This window comes from Streptomyces sp. A1277 (assembly GCF_004795015.1).
Lineage (GTDB): Bacteria > Actinomycetota > Actinomycetes > Streptomycetales > Streptomycetaceae > Streptomyces.
In genome coordinates this window covers 209,936-224,490 of sequence record NZ_SSBI01000001.1, presented here as the reverse complement: position 1 = coordinate 224,490, position 14,555 = coordinate 209,936, and the positions used below count along the sequence as shown (strand labels likewise).

Below are 14,555 nucleotides of genomic sequence, written 5' to 3'. Positions count from 1 at the left end.
CACGGTCACACAGATGAGCGAGTCCCCCATGTCCGAGTCCGTCATGTCCACCCTTTCGACGCGGTACGCCGTCCTGTTCCCCGGGCAGGGCGTACAGCGCCCGGAGATGGGCGGGCCCTGGCGCTCCACCGAGTCCTGGGAGCTGGTCGAGACCGTCTCGCGGTCCTCCGGCTTCGACGTGGCCGAGCTGCTGCTCACCGCGGACCAGGAGACCCTGTCCCGTACCGACCACGCTCAGATATCGGTCTTCACGGCCTCACTGCTCGCCTGGTCCGAGTTCCGCAGGCGGCAGCCGGAGACGCCGGTGGCGGCCCTGGCCGGACACAGCCTCGGGGAGTACACCGCGCTCGTCGCCGCCGGCGTCCTCTCGGTGGCCGACGGCGCCTGGCTGGTCGGTGAGCGGGGGCGGGCCATGGCCGCCGCGGCCCGCAAACGGCCCGGGGCGATGGCCGCCGTGATGGGCGGCACCGCCGGGCAGGTGGCGGAGCTGGTCGACGCGGCCCGCGAAGAGGGCGCCGAGCTGTGGGTGGCCAATCACAACAGCCCGCAGCAGACCGTCGTCGCCGGCAGCCGCGAGGCCGTCGCGGACGCGGCCGGCCCCGTCGCCGCGGCCGGGCTGCGCTACAGCGTCCTGCCGGTGAGCGCCGCCTGCCACAGCCCGTACATGGAGCCGGCCGGCGTGGCGCTGCGCCGGGCGCTCGACCTGACCCACTTCGACGCGGGCGTCCTGCCGGTCGTCGCCAACGTCGACGCCCGGGCGCATTACGGCGGCAGCCAGTGGCGGGAGCTGAGCACCCGACAGCTCGTCAGCCCGGTCCGCTGGGTCGATTCCCTGCACGCCCTCCACGAGGAGCTGGACTGCGGCGCGTTCCTCGACATCGGACCGGGCGCCACCCTCGCGGGCCTGACCCGCAGGACCCTGCCGGGCGTGCCGGTCCACAAGTTCGCCGCCCGCGTTCCGGCCGCCGTCTGAGCGCGGCCTCCTCGCATGCGAAAGCCCCGGACCCAACGGTCCGGGGCTTTCGCATGACGTGCTGGTCCCCCGGCCGCCGCCCTTGGGGCAAATCGCCATCCATCGGCATCCTGGCCGAACCGTCCCGCTCCTGCTGCGCGTCGTGATCCACGGTGCCAGCGGCTGCCACTACCCCGGACCGGCCCCGAGCAGCTTCTCAATGCTTTTTGATGCCAGGGAGTCCACCTGCGCGGCGACTGACTCGTCAAGGTCTACGCCTGTGGACGCGAGGTAGGCCAGAAGCGCGCCGCGAACAACTGACCTGACGTCGCCCGCCCCGACATCGACCTGGGCGTCTCGAAGGTCGGTCAGCTCCCTCGTAGCAGTTGCCAGGGCTTCCTCCACCGAAGAATTCGGATTCGTGGCTCCGTCCACGGCCCGGCGGCACACCACAACGCTATCGAGATTCGAGGGCTCACGGGCTCCGGCCTTGACGACACTGGTCGTCATCTCACCCTTCACCGGCTGGACGGCCATCACGATCCAACCGGAGCGGTGTAGCGACTCGACCAACTGCACCCACCCGCTGATCCGGGCCTGGTGGAACGTAAAAGCCAGCAGACCGCCCGGCTTCAATACTCGCGCCGACTCGGTCCACACGGCCTCGATTGCCTTCCCGAATTCCACCGGGTCAGCATGCTGGACCTCACCCACCCGGCGGGTCGTCGTCGCGTCGGAATATCCGATGTACGGATGCATGTGCTGGAGCCACGCGTGGAAGAAGTCCGCGAGCTCCGCGTAGTGGACGTTGTCCATGTAGGGCGGATCAGTGACGACTAGGTCGACCGACCCGTCCGGGATATCCGTCTGCGCCGAGTTCCTGGTGGCGACATAGGCCGCCTGCCCTTCGATCGAGACGAAAGACTCCCACGAGTCCGCAATGCTCGCGCCCACTGGCTGCGACACTCCGGAGATCCGCTCGATCCCTGCACCCCGGTCAACGAGGTCTACAGGTTTCGTCTTGTACTCATGAGCACGCCGCAGACGACTCTTGAAAAGAGTGGAGAACGCGCCGGAGGACTGCGGGGTGCCCCAGGGGTGCGCCTCCAGTGGAGTCCGCTCCGGCTTGAGGATGTGATGACTGAACATATGCCGGACAGCCCCCGTCCCCTCACCCTTGAACGATGTGAACAGGTTATTGAACTCAAGCGTTCCTGAAAAAAGGGCACAAAGCGCTTCGCGTTCAGGCGCTGATCCAGCCAGGTCACGAATCGCCGTCGCAATCAGCGAGAGGGAAACCAGCTGGCGCGCGTTGAAGAAGTCGCGCCATTCCCGGAAGTTCCACTTCAGGGCCTGGTCAGTATTATTGCCGGGAGCGAGCCGACCGCGCGGAAGCACGGCAGACTGCGATAGCCCTGCGAGCGCCACAACGCACTCGTCGTAGAGTTCCCGGTCCCAGGCGGTGATGGCTTCGTAGCTCTTCGACCCGTCCGAGTCGGCCACCATCTTGGCATACATCTCGTATGCCGGCGGCGATCCGTTCAGGGCGCCGAGAACCTTGAAGCTGTGACCGTTCCCGCATGTCGCGAACTGGCCCCGCACTGCACCGCGCTGCGTAATGACGTGCCCCCTCGCACACTTCTCAGTGACGAAGTCATACCGACTCTCCTTGACGGAGAGGCACTCGGGACAGACGATTTGAGCTTTGGGTACACGCTTCGGGTACGCGTTCTTGGAGAACACTGGCGAGTCGAACAGGCGGACTTCCTCGGAACACTCGGGGCACCCGAGGGTCGCGACCCAAAAATAGTAGAGAACGGTCCTCCCGTCCTCTGTACGGTGGAGTCGGTCAACCTCTGCCCGGCAGGACGACTCGACCTCTTTGTAGGCAGCTTCGAGAGACCCGAGATCCCACGGTTGAACAGCTTGACGCTGAACGAGCGTTGCCACGGGGTTGATGTCGAAACAAACGGCCTTGGCCCCGAGTTTGAGAGCTTCTACGCCGGTCACACCCGAGCCGGAGAATGGGTCGAGCACAATGGCTCCCGCCAGATCGAGTGGCGATCCGTAGGCTCCCACGGCGTCGGCCCCATCAGGCGTCGTCGCCGACGTAATGATCCCCCGGAATACGGTGCCGAGACGCTTCGCCCACCACTTGTGCGTACTGGTGGCCGGGCGGTGGACTTCCTTGCGCCAGGATTCCTTCGTGCCGACGCCACTAAGCATCGCCGCCGGAAAGTTTGACTCCAGGCTGGTGCGTTGTGGCACTACGCCCGCCACAGCCGGCCCCCAGCGAAAGAAACCCGCTTTGAGTCGCCCGCACCGCGCGAGCGATATGCTCGGAAACTGTGGACCTTACCTGCATTGAGATTCGGCGCCTTATGCGTCACCATCTCATTGGTTTGAAGGTTGAACTCATACGACACGATGACCTCGTCAACCTCGGTCCGATCAAGTTCACCTACCTGGACGAGAGCATCCGACTGCGGCTCGAATTCAGCAGGCATGATCAGGGTCGCGAGCCCTGCGGTTCCGGAAGCCAGCGCGAACGGCGTCGGCACGACGTACATTTTTCGGTCGCGGACCAGAATGTCTCCGTAAGAGCCGAAGCCACGGAACGACTTATTCTTATGCACGTACTCGCTATCGGCATTGAGGAAGCTGCCGTGGCACACCACCAGGTCTACAACCGGGTACTCATCGACGCCTCGCTCTGCCTTCGGGTAGCGGCCGAACACGTAGAAGACCTCACGCCCGCCGTGGTCACCGGTGGGCACCTGGGAGTTCGAGTCGTAGTCCGCCTCGCGGCCGGGAAACTCCAGCCCCTTGACCTCGTACCCTTCCGGGTGATGGATGAGCCGGAAGTCCGGATAGGTATTCCGGCCAGGATCGTCATACGAAAGCCTGCACGCCTCTATGCGTGCCTGCACCCAATTCTGAAAGTGGTACTCCTTGTCGCTGGCGGAGACTCGCTGAATCAAGTCGCCGTCCGCCCGAGCGCGCTCGCACTCCAAAAATACCTGCTCGACCGCACTCACGGACACCCTCTGTCACCCTCTATAACTCAGCGCCGACCCTGACCGCCGTTCGCGGCGATGATGCCCCGAGGTTACAGAACGGGCACCCATGCATGGGCTGCGCGCCAGCAGGACCCACTCTTCGAGCTACTGAAGGCATGCGCACCCATCCGGCGAGCCGAAGGGGAGCGCCAACTCGACGTAGTCCGCGGCGTCACCGCGCCAGTAGCCGTCCGTCGGCGAGGATGCCGCTCAGCTGCTCCCCGCCGCAAGGAAATTACGTGTACTTGACAGGGTGGCGTCGGCGGAGCGGAACCGCAACGACGATCCGTCGGAGGAAGCGGACACCCGGACTGTGCCGTCGGTCGCTCTTTCGACGTGGACGTCCTTCTGTCCTGGGGCGCCCCAACCCCGCACGTGCACATCCCGTACATCATGGAAGCGCAGAAAGAACTCGACGCCCTCGCTGCCGTGCACACGGGAGAATCCGAGGGTGGCGGAGCAGTCTCGTTCGTCGAAGTGCACGTAGAAGAGGTCGCTGTTGCTCAGGACGTCGTGCGCGCACAGCGCCGGGAGCTCCGGGCTGCTCTCGGCAGCACCCTCGGAGGCGTTCATAGAAGGTCTTCAGAGGCGTTCATAGAAGGTCTTCTCGCTCGGGTCGGGAACAGTGGTGTGGAGCTTGGCGTCGAGTCTGCTGCAAAAGTGGTGAGGCCCGCCGTCCGCGCCTTCCGGGCCGACCCGGAATCCGCTGATGCGGCCGACGAGCACATCGGCACTGCCGGTGAAGCGGAGGAAGTCGGGCTTCCCGCCTGCGACACCGCGACGCGGATCCTGTGCCTGCTCTCACTGAGCACCGCCAGTTCGAAAGACACGAGCGGTCCGGGCTCCCAGGCGTCCAGCTCCAGATCCTCCACAGCGAGGAACTGGAGCTGCCCCTGCACCGTGTCGACGCCTGCGGCTGCCCATTCCTCCGGCAGCGGCAAGGGCGGAGCGGGCAGGTCCAGCCGCAGCGTCACCGTTGGGCCGTGCCAGTCGAGGTGGACGGACCGGAGTCTGACGGAGCTCAGGTCCAGGGGGGCCGGGCCGTAGAGCGGGGCGAGAACCTCGCTGTTCCGGGGCGAGAGCCTAGCGTTCATAGTAATAATGTTCCTCGCACCCGGTACCTGGCCGTTCCGGGTGTTCTCGAATGGGCGCACACGGACATGCGCGGGCTGATATCCGGGCCCTCCCGGCTTCTGGTGGCCGAACCAGTGGTCCTGGTAAACGATCAGGTCATTCCCGTTGGGGTGTTCGTATACCTCCTCACGGTAGTAGATCGGCTGGTGGTTCTCATCCAGCGACTGCTTTCCGCCCTGCCATTCCGGAGTGGTGGCGGGGACATGCGTTCTGACTTCGAGAGGGGGAGTTCCCTCTGAAATGCCGGCGTCTCGAAGAGCATCCTGTTTCGCACCCTCCAGACCCCGGCCGACCGGTTTGTTCCGAAGGTAGTCGTCCGGGGCCAGGCCCAGCGGGTCGTATGAGGTACTCGGGGTGACGACATACGTCGCGGCGTTGGGCGCGGGAGCAAGGCCGAGCGGGTCCGCGCTGAGATAGCGGGCCGTCTCCGGGTCGTAGTGCCGGAAGTAGTTGTAGTGGAGGCATGTCTCGGGGTCGAAGTACTGGCCGGGAAGGCGCAGCGGCGTGCAGGTGATCGCGCCGGCGTTCCAGCTCGTTGCGCCCCAGAGTGTCGTGCGCGTGCGCCAGGCGATTTCGCCTTGTTCACCGATGAGTTCGCGTGGGGTGCCGACGAGGTCGGTGACCATGGCGAAGAAGCGGGAGTCGATCTCGGTCTGAGGGGCGTCGGCCGCGGTGATGCGTTCGGTCTGGGTGATGGGGTGCGGGCGCCGGTGGGGGTGGTGCGGGCGCCGGTGGGGGTGGTGCGGCCGGTGCGGCGGCCCAGTTCGTCGTGGTCGTACGTGAGGGTCCGGTCGTCGACTGTTTCCGTGCGGACGCGTCCGTACTGGTCGCGGAGGATGGTCAAGCGAGAGCCGTGGGGGCTGACCGCTTCGGCGAGCTGGTCCGAGAGGTCGTACGCGAAGGCGCTCACTCGGCCTGCCGCGTGTTGCCCCCGAGTAGCTCGACCGCGCGGCCGACGGCCGGCCGTCACCAGGACCCGGGCCAGATGTGAGACCTGTCCAAACCGGACAGTCCCGCCTCCGCTCATCGCCCTGTCGACGACTGGTGAACTTCACCAGTCGCCGCAAGAGCAGCAAGGGTGCCTGATGGAGCGTCACGCGCGGCTGTCCACCGGCTGTCCACCGGCTGTCCACCGGTTGTCCACCGGGACCCTTTGCGCCAGCATGCCCGTCGTGTCGCCCAGTGACGTTCGTGCTGTTCAGAGCGGGTGCAACGCGCTCACTCGTTCCACCCCGTGATGCACCGATCCGGACCCAACGGCCGCATGCGGAGGCCCGTAGAGGGTGGTGCGTGGAGGCAGGTGATCGCGCCAGTCACCAATCGCGGGGACGCGCTCGGGCTGCTGGAGCTCCATCTGCCCCAGCACCCCGGGCGGGCACTCTGCTGAGAATCAGCCGGAGCGCCCACGCCTTGGCCTACATCATCATCGCGAACCGGCCCTTCACCGACCTGTATCGGTGGGGCCGGCGTACCTACCCGCTGAGCCTCGCCGCCGAGATCCAGCACCGGCTGCTGCCCACGTCGCCGGCCTGCGAGGCAGCCCAGTTCGCGGTCGCCGGGGCTTTGGAGCCGGCCGGGCACGTCGGCGGCGACGCCTTCGACTACGTCATGGACCGCGACCACGTCCAGCTGTCCGTCACCAATGCCATGGGGCACGACGTGGACACCGCCCTCCCGGCCACCCTCCTCGTCGGAGCACTGCGCCGGGCCCGCAGGCAGGGGGCCGACACTCACACGGTCCAGGAGCTGCTGAAGGTGTCCGGCCGAACTCATCCCCCGTAACGGAGCGAGTGCCGAGCGCAAGGGACCGACTCGGCACGGAGGCAAACCGACTCGTCTCCCCTCTGACCAGGCGGCCACAGGGGCGAGAGAAAGATCTTGGCCGCCGTGCCGCTCAGAGGGCGGTTCCGCGCCTTCAACGACAGGGCCTCAGCACCGTCCTGCCCGGAGCGGAACCGCAGGAAAGCAGGCTGGTGGTTGACGAATATAATCGCCCTCATGTCGAAGCCTGACGCGCTGCTTGTTGACGTTGCCGCCCTGGTGGAGTCCGGGCGCAGCAATCAGATGTCGTTGACCGTGGTTGCCGGTGGTGCTGTCATCACGGGCCGGCTGGCACCCCAAGCGCTCTGGAGGCAGCGGGTGTCGGAGGTTCTTGCGGCCTCGGCCCGCCTGAGTGACTTCTCCGCCATGTTCGCCACCGCTGCACCCGAGGAAGGGCCGCCTACGCATCTGCACTTCCACCTGGCGCGGATTTTGCAGGGCACAGTGGGGATCCCGGAGACCGGCGGGATGTACCGGGTAGCGATCGACGACGTCAGCGCCTGGACGATGGGCGACTTCAGCTACTCCGACCACTGAAGCACTGCCGAGCCGGACTGCTCCAGCACACGGCGAGGGTCCGACCGGATGTTCCGGACGGACCCTCACCACTGCTTACCGGCGACTCACGCCTGCCCGTCGCTCAGGCGCCCACAGGGGCGCCCAGCATCGCGGAAGCCTGCTGCAACGGGTTGAGAACCCGTGTGGGTGCGGGGGCCGGAGCCGGGTCGCGGCAGGTGAAGCCGAGCTGGGTCATGGCCCGCAGGACTTCTCCCGCGCTGAAGTCGCGGCGGTCCTGGCGCGTGACGACCTGGCCGACCTGCTTGACGGGATAGGTGCGTCGGCCGATGATCACGGACTCACCGGATGCCTGCTCGGGCTTGACGCCCTTCATCGCTTCCAGGACGCCGCTCCTGGTCAGCTCGAACGGGAAGCGGGCGATGACACAGCGCATGATGCCTCACAGGGAGAGAGACGAAGAGGAAGTGGTTCTGCCGCTGCTGGGCCGGCTCAGCGGGCGAGGACGCCCAGCGCGCTGCCGTGTTCGTCGACCACAGGCAGGGCCTCGACGTGGCTGTAGTGCATCATGTGCCCGGCTTCGGCCATGGTGGCCACCGGTGAGGTGAAAGGTCCGCGGTCGCCGAGGATGTCCCGCAGCTGGACCCTGTCCGAGTACGCGGAGCCGTCACGAACTGCGGCGAGCCGAGCGTGAGTGACCAGTCCGGTACACCGGCCGCTGTCGTCACAGACGAGCAGATGCCCGGTGCGGGCACTGGCCATGACTGCCAGGGCCACCTCGACGGTCATGTCGTCACAGACCTGCGGCCCAGCGGTCTCCATCAGGTCGGCCACCGTCCTGCCCGCGGACGTGGCATTCGTCGAGCGGGGCTGCATCTGGACCAGCGTCAAAAGGTGCCTCCTGCGGTGGCGGGTCAGTTTCCGGATCACGGAGTTCTCAGGCAGCCGCATCGAAGGAGGACTGACGTGCGCTCACGCGCCGGGCCGCGGAGGCGGGGCTGCGCCGGCCACGTGAGGATGCGCTGCGTTGACGCCGCTCCACCACCGGCGCGGTGATCGTCACCGGAATGCCTGAGGGGGCCTGGGCGCCGGTGATCCGGCCGAGTGCCTCGTCGCCGGAGCGGACATGGGTGGTCTGGGGCACAATGCCGGCGGCGGTCATGAGGCGGGTCATGTCCCGGCGCTGGCTGGGGGTGACCAGGGTGACGACGCTGCCGGACTCCCCTGCCCGCGCAGTACGGCCGCCGCGGTGGAGGTAGTCCTTGTGGTCGGTCGGCGGGTCGACGTTGACAACGAGGTCGAGGTTGTCGACGTGGATGCCGCGTGCGGCGACGTTCGTGGCCACGAGCACAGTGACGTGCCCGGTCTTGAACTGGGTCAGGGTCCGGGTGCGCTGCGACTGCGCCTTGCCTCCGTGCAGAGCGGCGGCCCTCACACCGCTGGCCAGCAGGTGGTCAGTGAGCTTGTCCACGGCCCGCTTGGTGTCCAGGAACATGATCACCCGGCCGTCGCGCGCCGCGATCTGAGTCGTCGTCCGGTGCTTGTCGGTGCCGTGGACGTGCAGGACGTGGTGCTCCATCGTCGTGACCGCACCGGCGGAGGGGTCGACGGAGTGGACGACCGGGTCGCTGAGGTAGCGACGAACCAAGCGGTCGACGTTACGGTCCAGGGTGGCGGAGAACAGCATCCGCTGGCCCTCGGGGCGTACCTGGTCCAGAAGCTCGGTGACCTGGGGCATGAAGCCCATGTCAGCCATCTGATCGGCCTCGTCCAGCACGGTGATCGCGACCTGGTCAAGTCGGCAGTCACCACGGTCGATGAGGTCCTTGAGCCGGCCCGGCGTCGCTACGACGACCTCCGCGCCACCGCGCAGCGCGCTGGCCTGCCTCCCGATCGACATCCCGCCGACGACGGTGGCCAGGCGCAGCCTCACCGAGCGGGCGTACGGGGCCAGGGCATCGGTCACCTGCTGGGCCAGCTCACGCGTCGGCACGAGGACCAGGGCCAGCGGCTGTCGGGGCTCGGCACGCTGACCGGCGGTGCGGGCCAGCAGAGCTAGGCCGAAAGCGAGGGTCTTGCCGGACCCGGTGCGCCCACGTCCCAGGGCGTCGCGGCCCGCGAGAGTGTTGGGCAGGGTCGCACCCTGAATCGGGAACGGAACGTTCACGCCCTGCGCGGTCAGCGCCGCCAGCAGCTGCCTCGGCATGTCGAGGTCGGAGAACGCCTCGACGGCGGGCAGCGCGGGAGTGACCGTGACCGGCAGAGCGAATTCGCCCTGAATCGCGGCGGGCCGCCGCCCATTGCCGGCCGAGCGGCCAGAACCGCCGGAACGGGCCGGGGCAGCGGAACGGGTCGAGGCGGTCGAGTTGAAGCGGCTACCACCCCGGCCGGAGTCGGCGGCACGGCTGCGGGAAGAGCGATTGTTCGTACGTGTGGAGTTCATTCAGAACCTTCCTTGATACGGCACGTATCAAGGAATTCTCGCAGCGGAAGAACAGCGCGGGGAATCACAAGAACGGGCCGAGCGGAATGCGAAATCAGATGAGACCTGCGATTGGTCCCGGAGCGGGATGCAGACCATGGAATGAGTGACGCCATATGGGCGGGGAATCCAGTTCCACCGATAGGCGGGACCCGGAAGAAGGGGGCAGCGAGAAGGCTCTGCGGGCGGAGGTTCCACCGCAGGTGGCGCCGTTCCCGGAGAATGCCCGGAGCTGGGGCTCACACCCCGGAGGATGCGGGCCCCAGCTACGAAGTGCGCGTCAGCGTCAGGCGGGAACGATGTTCTCGGCCGTCGGGCCCTTCTGGCCCGGTGCGATGTCGAAGGTGACCTTCTGGCCTTCGAGGAGCTCGCGGAAGCCCTGGGCGGCGATGTTCGAGAAGTGGGCGAACACGTCAGCGCCGCCACCGTCCTGCTCGATGAACCCAAAGCCCTTGGCCGCGTTGAACCACTTCACAGTGCCTGACGCCATGTCATATCTCCTTGGGGGGGGGCAGGTGCGTCGGGATCCGTAATGCACGGATGCCGCGTCGCCGCGATGATGCCCCGCCCGGAGAGAACCGGAAATGCAAAAAAGCTATTCGGGCCGGAACGCCCCGCCCGAAAGCTCAGAGATTTGGGAACCACAACTGCAACTGAGATCGACAGTAGCATGCCGTAATGGTCCGCGTACGGTGAAAAATTCCACTCTCTTCGCTGCGGTAAAAACACTCCCGACGCGGCGCATTGAATCCTCACGCCGTGGCCATAGATATCGGCCCACCCTGAGCGCAGCGTTGCCGGATGCCTACCCTTCACAGCGTGAGGGTGCCGACCACTCGGATGCGGGTCACAGCACCAGCGCGTCGCCCGTCAGGACGAAGGGCCAGGGGAGGCCCACGTGTTGCCGAACAGCCCAGAAGCGCGGCCGACGTTCGTGGGCTGAGGCTGTCCGGCCCCGGGGTGTCGTCACACATCACGACCTGACCAGCCTGGAGCTCACGGCAGCCCGAAGGCACATCGCGAACTGAGCAGTACGCCTCCGGGAAGCTGCCCCTGGCTCTGCAGCCGAAGCCCTCACCGTGTCGAAGTCGGCCCGCAGACCCCGCAGACGCCGCCCCGACCAACCGATGGACATCTTGCGCGAAGCAGTGGCACGACAGAGCACCCACGCCGAAGACGAGAGCACCCTCTCGAGCATGACAACCGCGGGGGGGGGGGAGCTCCCGTGAGCGCACGCCCGGCAGGCCGCTTCGGCACCTGCCGGTTTCCCACCCGACGCGCAGGGCTTCAGGCCGAGGTCGGCGTGCTGGGCGGCTTGGTGTCTCGGTGGTGTTCGGCGTTGATGCGCTGGGCTTCCTCGAGTTGGTCCTCAAGGATGACGATGCGGCAGGCGGCCTCGATCGGAGTACCGCCGTCGACGAGTTCGCGGGCGCGGGCGGCGATGCGGAGCTGGTAGCGGGAATAGCGGCGGTGGCCCCCCGCGGAGCGCAGGGGTGTGATGAGGCGGGCCTCGCCGATGGCGCGGAGGAACCCTTGTGTGGTGTTGAGCATCTCGGCGGCCCGGCCCATGGTGTAGGCGGGGTAGTCGTCGTCGTCGAGACGGCCGAACGAATCGTCTGCTGTCATCTGTACCTTCCTGTGGAACACGCGTCGGAGGGGCCCTGGTGCCATTGGCACCAGGGCCCCGAAGGAACTTCTACACCATCAGCCGGCCTTGATCGGCAACGCCGGCTCTGTGTTTCCGCGTACCTGCCGGGCAGAGCTCCGGGGATTGCGGGGATCGCGGTTGCTTGACCGGAGACCACCTCACTCACGATGTCCTGCGGTACCCGGGCCCAACACTTCCGCCCGGGCGATCCTGATGGCGCTCAACTCCTCCGTTCTCTCCCTCTGGGCAAACCACTTCCGTACTCCTGGTGGCCTCTCACAGCGCCACTTCGGCAGCCAGCCCCGTCGCCCGTCCTGCATCTGCTCTGGCTCAGAACCCCACTGCCGAACTTCCCGGTACGCGCGCCGCAGCCTGACGCCATTTACCGAGGGCCTACTGGTACTGCGGACTGCATCCTGCGGTCCTGCTCACGGCAGCCCCTGAGAACTGCGGGCCACCCGGTCCGGGGCCAGTCCCGTCGCCATCCTGCAACAACCCTGGCTTCGCAACTCCACCACCGCACCGCCATACATCCTGCAACTGCTGATAACTACTGCCTGGCAGTTCATCTCTGCCACGCCTTGCTGTCCCTCTTGGATACGAGAGAAACCATAACCACCCTGCATCCAAATGTCTACCTCAGCCGACACAGATTTCCAGATGTTTGCCAGGGAGACTGTCTCCCTGACACACGGACGGAGCGCGAGCGGACCACCACCCCAGCCAGGACCCTTGCACCCGACCGGAGCCGTTACCCGCAGCCACCCTCTCCGGCTACGCTGCCGACCGGATGACGGGCATGCACGACAGCCGGGACGCATCTGGTCAGAACGCGGTCGGCCAGGGCGCAAGCTCCGGGTGGCCGTCCGCGACAGGAGCCCGCGGGCCCCGCGTATGCGTCCCCCGAACTCAACGGCGACACCGCATGCTTCGGCTGGCCCGTGGTCAACCGGCTCCTCCGCACCACTGCGGCGGCAACCCGGACATCTGGTGGCAAGACCGTCAGCGTCGACCTCGTCCGGCAACACAGCGGCCCTGGAACACTCCGGTGAGGGCCTCGTGGTTCGCTACACCGCGGGTCGCCCCTCGAGAGTGGCGACCCGGTCAGTAAGCGGCCAGGAGGATGGCGACGTAGTGCGCGGTGAACGCTGCCACGGTGAACGCGTGGAACACCTCGTGGAAGCCGAACCAGCGAGGTGAGGGGGCGGGGCGCTGCAGTGCGTAGACGACCGCGCCCGCGCTGTAGAGGAGACCGCCGACCACGGTCAGGGTGAGTACGACCGCTCCTCCGGTGTGCAGGAAGTCGGCCAAGTACCGCACCGGTGCCCACCCCAGAGCAGGTAGCACGGCGTGTACAGCCAGCGCGGCGCTCCGACCCACAGGACCCGGAATGCGATGCCGGCCAACGCGCCCGCCCATACGGTCCACAGCAGCACGGACCTGTCGTCAGGCGACAGAAGCAGCACGGCCAGGGGGGGTGCAGGTACCGGCGGTGATCAGGAAGATGCTGGCGTGGTCGAGACGGTCCGTCATCGCCTTGCGAGCCACCACACCCCCGACATCGGTTGGGCCTTCCGGAGCCGAGTAGACCGACTGGCCGTGGGGAACGATCAGGGCTTCAGAACCGGCATCTCCGCTCGCTCACCCGCAAGGATCGCCAATGCTCCCTGAAGTCCGTCCCCACCTGTCCACCCCTCTGGCCGATCAGTTGGAACATCAACTGGGCCCCGCTACGGAAACCAGCCGGCTCGGCGTGGAGCGCGTCGCAGGCATCGCAGTCGTCGCAGCGGCCCACTCCGGTGGCTACGCGGCAATCGGCCATCTCCTCGGACTGCTGGCCGCGCTCCCCGCCCCCACCGAGGCAGGAGAACGCTTCTGGTCGGACCTCTGGAGGTCTTCAGGCACCGCCTATCTACTGCCCGCCACTATCAAGGCCGGCGTACTCGAATCACTGACAGGCGAGGGAACCGCTCTGGCCCGACAGATCCTCTCGGCCGTCGACGAGATGACCCCGCCCCAACGCCTGGCAGCCGGAGAGGTGATCGGCCAAGCCCTCATCAAGTCCGACCACCTGCCCGACCTCAAGACACAGGTCATCGGCGAACTGTGGTTCCGCGATCTCGAACTCACCGCCTGGCACGTCCTGCACGCCGACCGCAGGTCGGACGGTCCCGTTGGACGGAAAGCCTTCCTCGAAGCTTGGTCGAACGTCTAAAGGCAGCCCCTCGCGCGCTGGGCTCGGCAGCGGCGTGCCCGCGGCGGAAGGCCGCCGCTCAGCTCGGGTTCGTACAGCTGGGCCGTGAGTGAGGTGCCGCAGCCCTGCGGCACACCGCGAGGCCCTCATCCTCGAAGCGCTTTGCCGCCAGCCCGCCGAGCGGTCGCTGCGCTCCCGCCCACAGCGAGGGACATGACGGCCGACGGCGATCAGCAGGCCGATGGAACAGCGACAGGCATCTGCTGTTCAGAGGCTTCTTCCGCATGTCGGACCAGCACAGAACTCTCTCCGGCCGACCGCTCCTCCGCAGGCACTCGAAACCCTCCCCATCCCATGGAAGGCGAGGGCTCCTCTGACGCGGCGTCAAGCACGCTTGCCCACCAGCTGTCCACCGGAGCATGTGGCTGCTCGGCCAACCGAAGGGCTCAACCGCACCAGGACCGCAGGCCAAAGCCCTGCCGGGACTCACAGGCGACAGCGAGACGAACCTGCGACCTACGCATTGAGGTGCACAGACTACAAGTGACCGACCTACCGTGATTCCAAGGCCACAAAAGGAAAAACCCCCGGTCAGAGAGCTGACCTGGGGTTCCTTCTGAGCCGCCTTCGGGATTCGAACCCGAGACCTACGCATTACGAGTGCGTTGCTCTGGCCAACTGAGCTAAGGCGGCGCGCCCTGTTCGCACCATGATGCGATCAGCAGCGGAGCCAAGTCTACACAGTTTCC

Annotated in this window: 12 protein-coding genes, 1 tRNA gene and 3 pseudogenes; 4 read left to right on the top strand and 12 right to left on the bottom strand. The window is 66.8% G+C overall.

Annotated features, from left to right (window positions below):
- Window positions 1-13 precede the first annotated feature (13 nt).
- Window positions 14-973, top strand: a complete 960-nt coding sequence (locus tag E6R18_RS01035) for an ACP S-malonyltransferase (protein ID WP_240799545.1) — start codon at window positions 14-16, stop codon at window positions 971-973.
- 168 nt (window positions 974-1,141) lie between these two features.
- Here E6R18_RS01035 and E6R18_RS01030 read toward each other — a convergent pair whose 3' ends face one another.
- From E6R18_RS01030 to E6R18_RS34575, 5 genes and pseudogenes are all read right to left on the bottom strand, one after another.
- Window positions 1,142-3,178: a DNA methyltransferase gene (locus E6R18_RS01030; protein WP_240799544.1), complete on the bottom strand. Its 2,037-nt coding sequence runs from the start codon at window positions 3,176-3,178 to the stop codon at window positions 1,142-1,144.
- 41 nt (window positions 3,179-3,219) lie between these two features.
- On the bottom strand, window positions 3,220-3,990 hold the full coding sequence (locus E6R18_RS01025) for a hypothetical protein (protein WP_168712249.1): 771 nt from the start codon (window positions 3,988-3,990) through the stop codon (window positions 3,220-3,222).
- A 231-nt stretch (window positions 3,991-4,221) separates the two neighbouring features.
- Complete coding sequence (locus tag E6R18_RS01020; protein WP_136314887.1) at window positions 4,222-4,584, bottom strand: hypothetical protein; 363 nt, start codon at window positions 4,582-4,584, stop codon at window positions 4,222-4,224.
- Window positions 4,581-5,471, bottom strand: coding sequence for an HNH/endonuclease VII fold putative polymorphic toxin (locus E6R18_RS34580; RefSeq protein WP_346764947.1), 891 nt, complete (start codon window positions 5,469-5,471; stop codon window positions 4,581-4,583). The genes E6R18_RS01020 and E6R18_RS34580 overlap by 4 nt, the downstream gene beginning before the upstream one ends.
- A pseudogene (locus E6R18_RS34575) lies at window positions 5,463-5,843 on the bottom strand (RHS repeat-associated core domain-containing protein); the annotation flags it as partial. The gene E6R18_RS34580 and the pseudogene E6R18_RS34575, both read right to left, overlap by 9 nt.
- 587 nt (window positions 5,844-6,430) lie before the next feature.
- Between E6R18_RS34575 and E6R18_RS01010 the strand changes: the two are divergent.
- Together E6R18_RS01010 and E6R18_RS01005 are read left to right on the top strand one after the other, a co-directional pair.
- Window positions 6,431-6,861, top strand: a pseudogene (locus tag E6R18_RS01010) (serine/threonine-protein phosphatase); the annotation flags it as partial.
- A gap of 282 nt (window positions 6,862-7,143) precedes the next feature.
- On the top strand, window positions 7,144-7,503 hold the full coding sequence (locus E6R18_RS01005) for a hypothetical protein (protein ID WP_136314885.1): 360 nt from the start codon (window positions 7,144-7,146) through the stop codon (window positions 7,501-7,503).
- Between the two features lie 103 nt (window positions 7,504-7,606).
- Here the strand turns inward: E6R18_RS01005 and E6R18_RS01000 are convergent, their stop codons facing one another.
- The 6 genes and pseudogenes from E6R18_RS01000 to E6R18_RS00975 all read right to left on the bottom strand — a co-directional run.
- Window positions 7,607-7,918, bottom strand: a complete 312-nt coding sequence (locus E6R18_RS01000) for an SCO5918 family protein (RefSeq protein WP_136314884.1) — start codon at window positions 7,916-7,918, stop codon at window positions 7,607-7,609.
- Between the two features lie 56 nt (window positions 7,919-7,974).
- The gene (locus E6R18_RS00995; protein ID WP_136314883.1) at window positions 7,975-8,373 is read right to left on the bottom strand and encodes a CBS domain-containing protein; all 399 of its coding nucleotides are present in this window, start codon (window positions 8,371-8,373) and stop codon (window positions 7,975-7,977) included.
- A 46-nt stretch (window positions 8,374-8,419) separates the two neighbouring features.
- Window positions 8,420-9,925 carry a DEAD/DEAH box helicase gene (locus E6R18_RS00990; protein ID WP_136314882.1) on the bottom strand — a complete coding sequence of 502 codons (1,506 nt, stop codon included), beginning with the start codon at window positions 9,923-9,925 and terminating at the stop codon, window positions 8,420-8,422.
- Window positions 9,926-10,250: 325 nt separating this feature from the next.
- Window positions 10,251-10,454, bottom strand: coding sequence for a cold-shock protein (locus E6R18_RS00985; RefSeq protein WP_076967088.1), 204 nt, complete (start codon window positions 10,452-10,454; stop codon window positions 10,251-10,253).
- 797 nt (window positions 10,455-11,251) lie between these two features.
- The gene (locus E6R18_RS00980) at window positions 11,252-11,590 is read right to left on the bottom strand and encodes a MerR family transcriptional regulator (protein ID WP_136314881.1); all 339 of its coding nucleotides are present in this window, start codon (window positions 11,588-11,590) and stop codon (window positions 11,252-11,254) included.
- Window positions 11,591-12,716: 1,126 nt separating this feature from the next.
- Window positions 12,717-13,136: pseudogene (locus E6R18_RS00975) on the bottom strand (hemolysin III family protein); the annotation flags it as partial.
- 136 nt (window positions 13,137-13,272) lie between these two features.
- Here E6R18_RS00975 and E6R18_RS00970 point away from each other — a divergent pair.
- Window positions 13,273-13,827 (top strand): hypothetical protein, encoded by a 555-nt coding sequence (locus tag E6R18_RS00970; RefSeq protein WP_206308178.1) that lies wholly within the window; start codon window positions 13,273-13,275, stop codon window positions 13,825-13,827.
- A gap of 598 nt (window positions 13,828-14,425) precedes the next feature.
- Here E6R18_RS00970 and E6R18_RS00965 read toward each other — a convergent pair.
- A tRNA-Thr gene (locus E6R18_RS00965) sits at window positions 14,426-14,499 on the bottom strand.
- Window positions 14,500-14,555 lie beyond the last annotated feature (56 nt).

What these genes read in the sequence shown, in the direction of transcription:
- E6R18_RS01035 (WP_240799545.1), top strand. Translation starts at nt 14, where the DNA reads ATGAGCGAGTCCCCCATGTCCGAGTCCGTCATGTCCACCCTTTCGACG.
- E6R18_RS01030 (WP_240799544.1), bottom strand. Translation starts at nt 3,178, where the DNA reads ATGCTTAGTGGCGTCGGCACGAAGGAATCCTGGCGCAAGGAAGTCCAC.
- E6R18_RS01020 (WP_136314887.1), bottom strand. Translation starts at nt 4,584, where the DNA reads ATGAACGCCTCCGAGGGTGCTGCCGAGAGCAGCCCGGAGCTCCCGGCG.
- E6R18_RS01005 (WP_136314885.1), top strand. Translation starts at nt 7,144, where the DNA reads ATGTCGAAGCCTGACGCGCTGCTTGTTGACGTTGCCGCCCTGGTGGAG.
- E6R18_RS01000 (WP_136314884.1), bottom strand. Translation starts at nt 7,918, where the DNA reads ATGCGCTGTGTCATCGCCCGCTTCCCGTTCGAGCTGACCAGGAGCGGC.
- E6R18_RS00990 (WP_136314882.1), bottom strand. Translation starts at nt 9,925, where the DNA reads ATGAACTCCACACGTACGAACAATCGCTCTTCCCGCAGCCGTGCCGCC.
- E6R18_RS00985 (WP_076967088.1), bottom strand. Translation starts at nt 10,454, where the DNA reads ATGGCGTCAGGCACTGTGAAGTGGTTCAACGCGGCCAAGGGCTTTGGG.
- E6R18_RS00980 (WP_136314881.1), bottom strand. Translation starts at nt 11,590, where the DNA reads ATGACAGCAGACGATTCGTTCGGCCGTCTCGACGACGACGACTACCCC.
- E6R18_RS00970 (WP_206308178.1), top strand. Translation starts at nt 13,273, where the DNA reads ATGCTCCCTGAAGTCCGTCCCCACCTGTCCACCCCTCTGGCCGATCAG.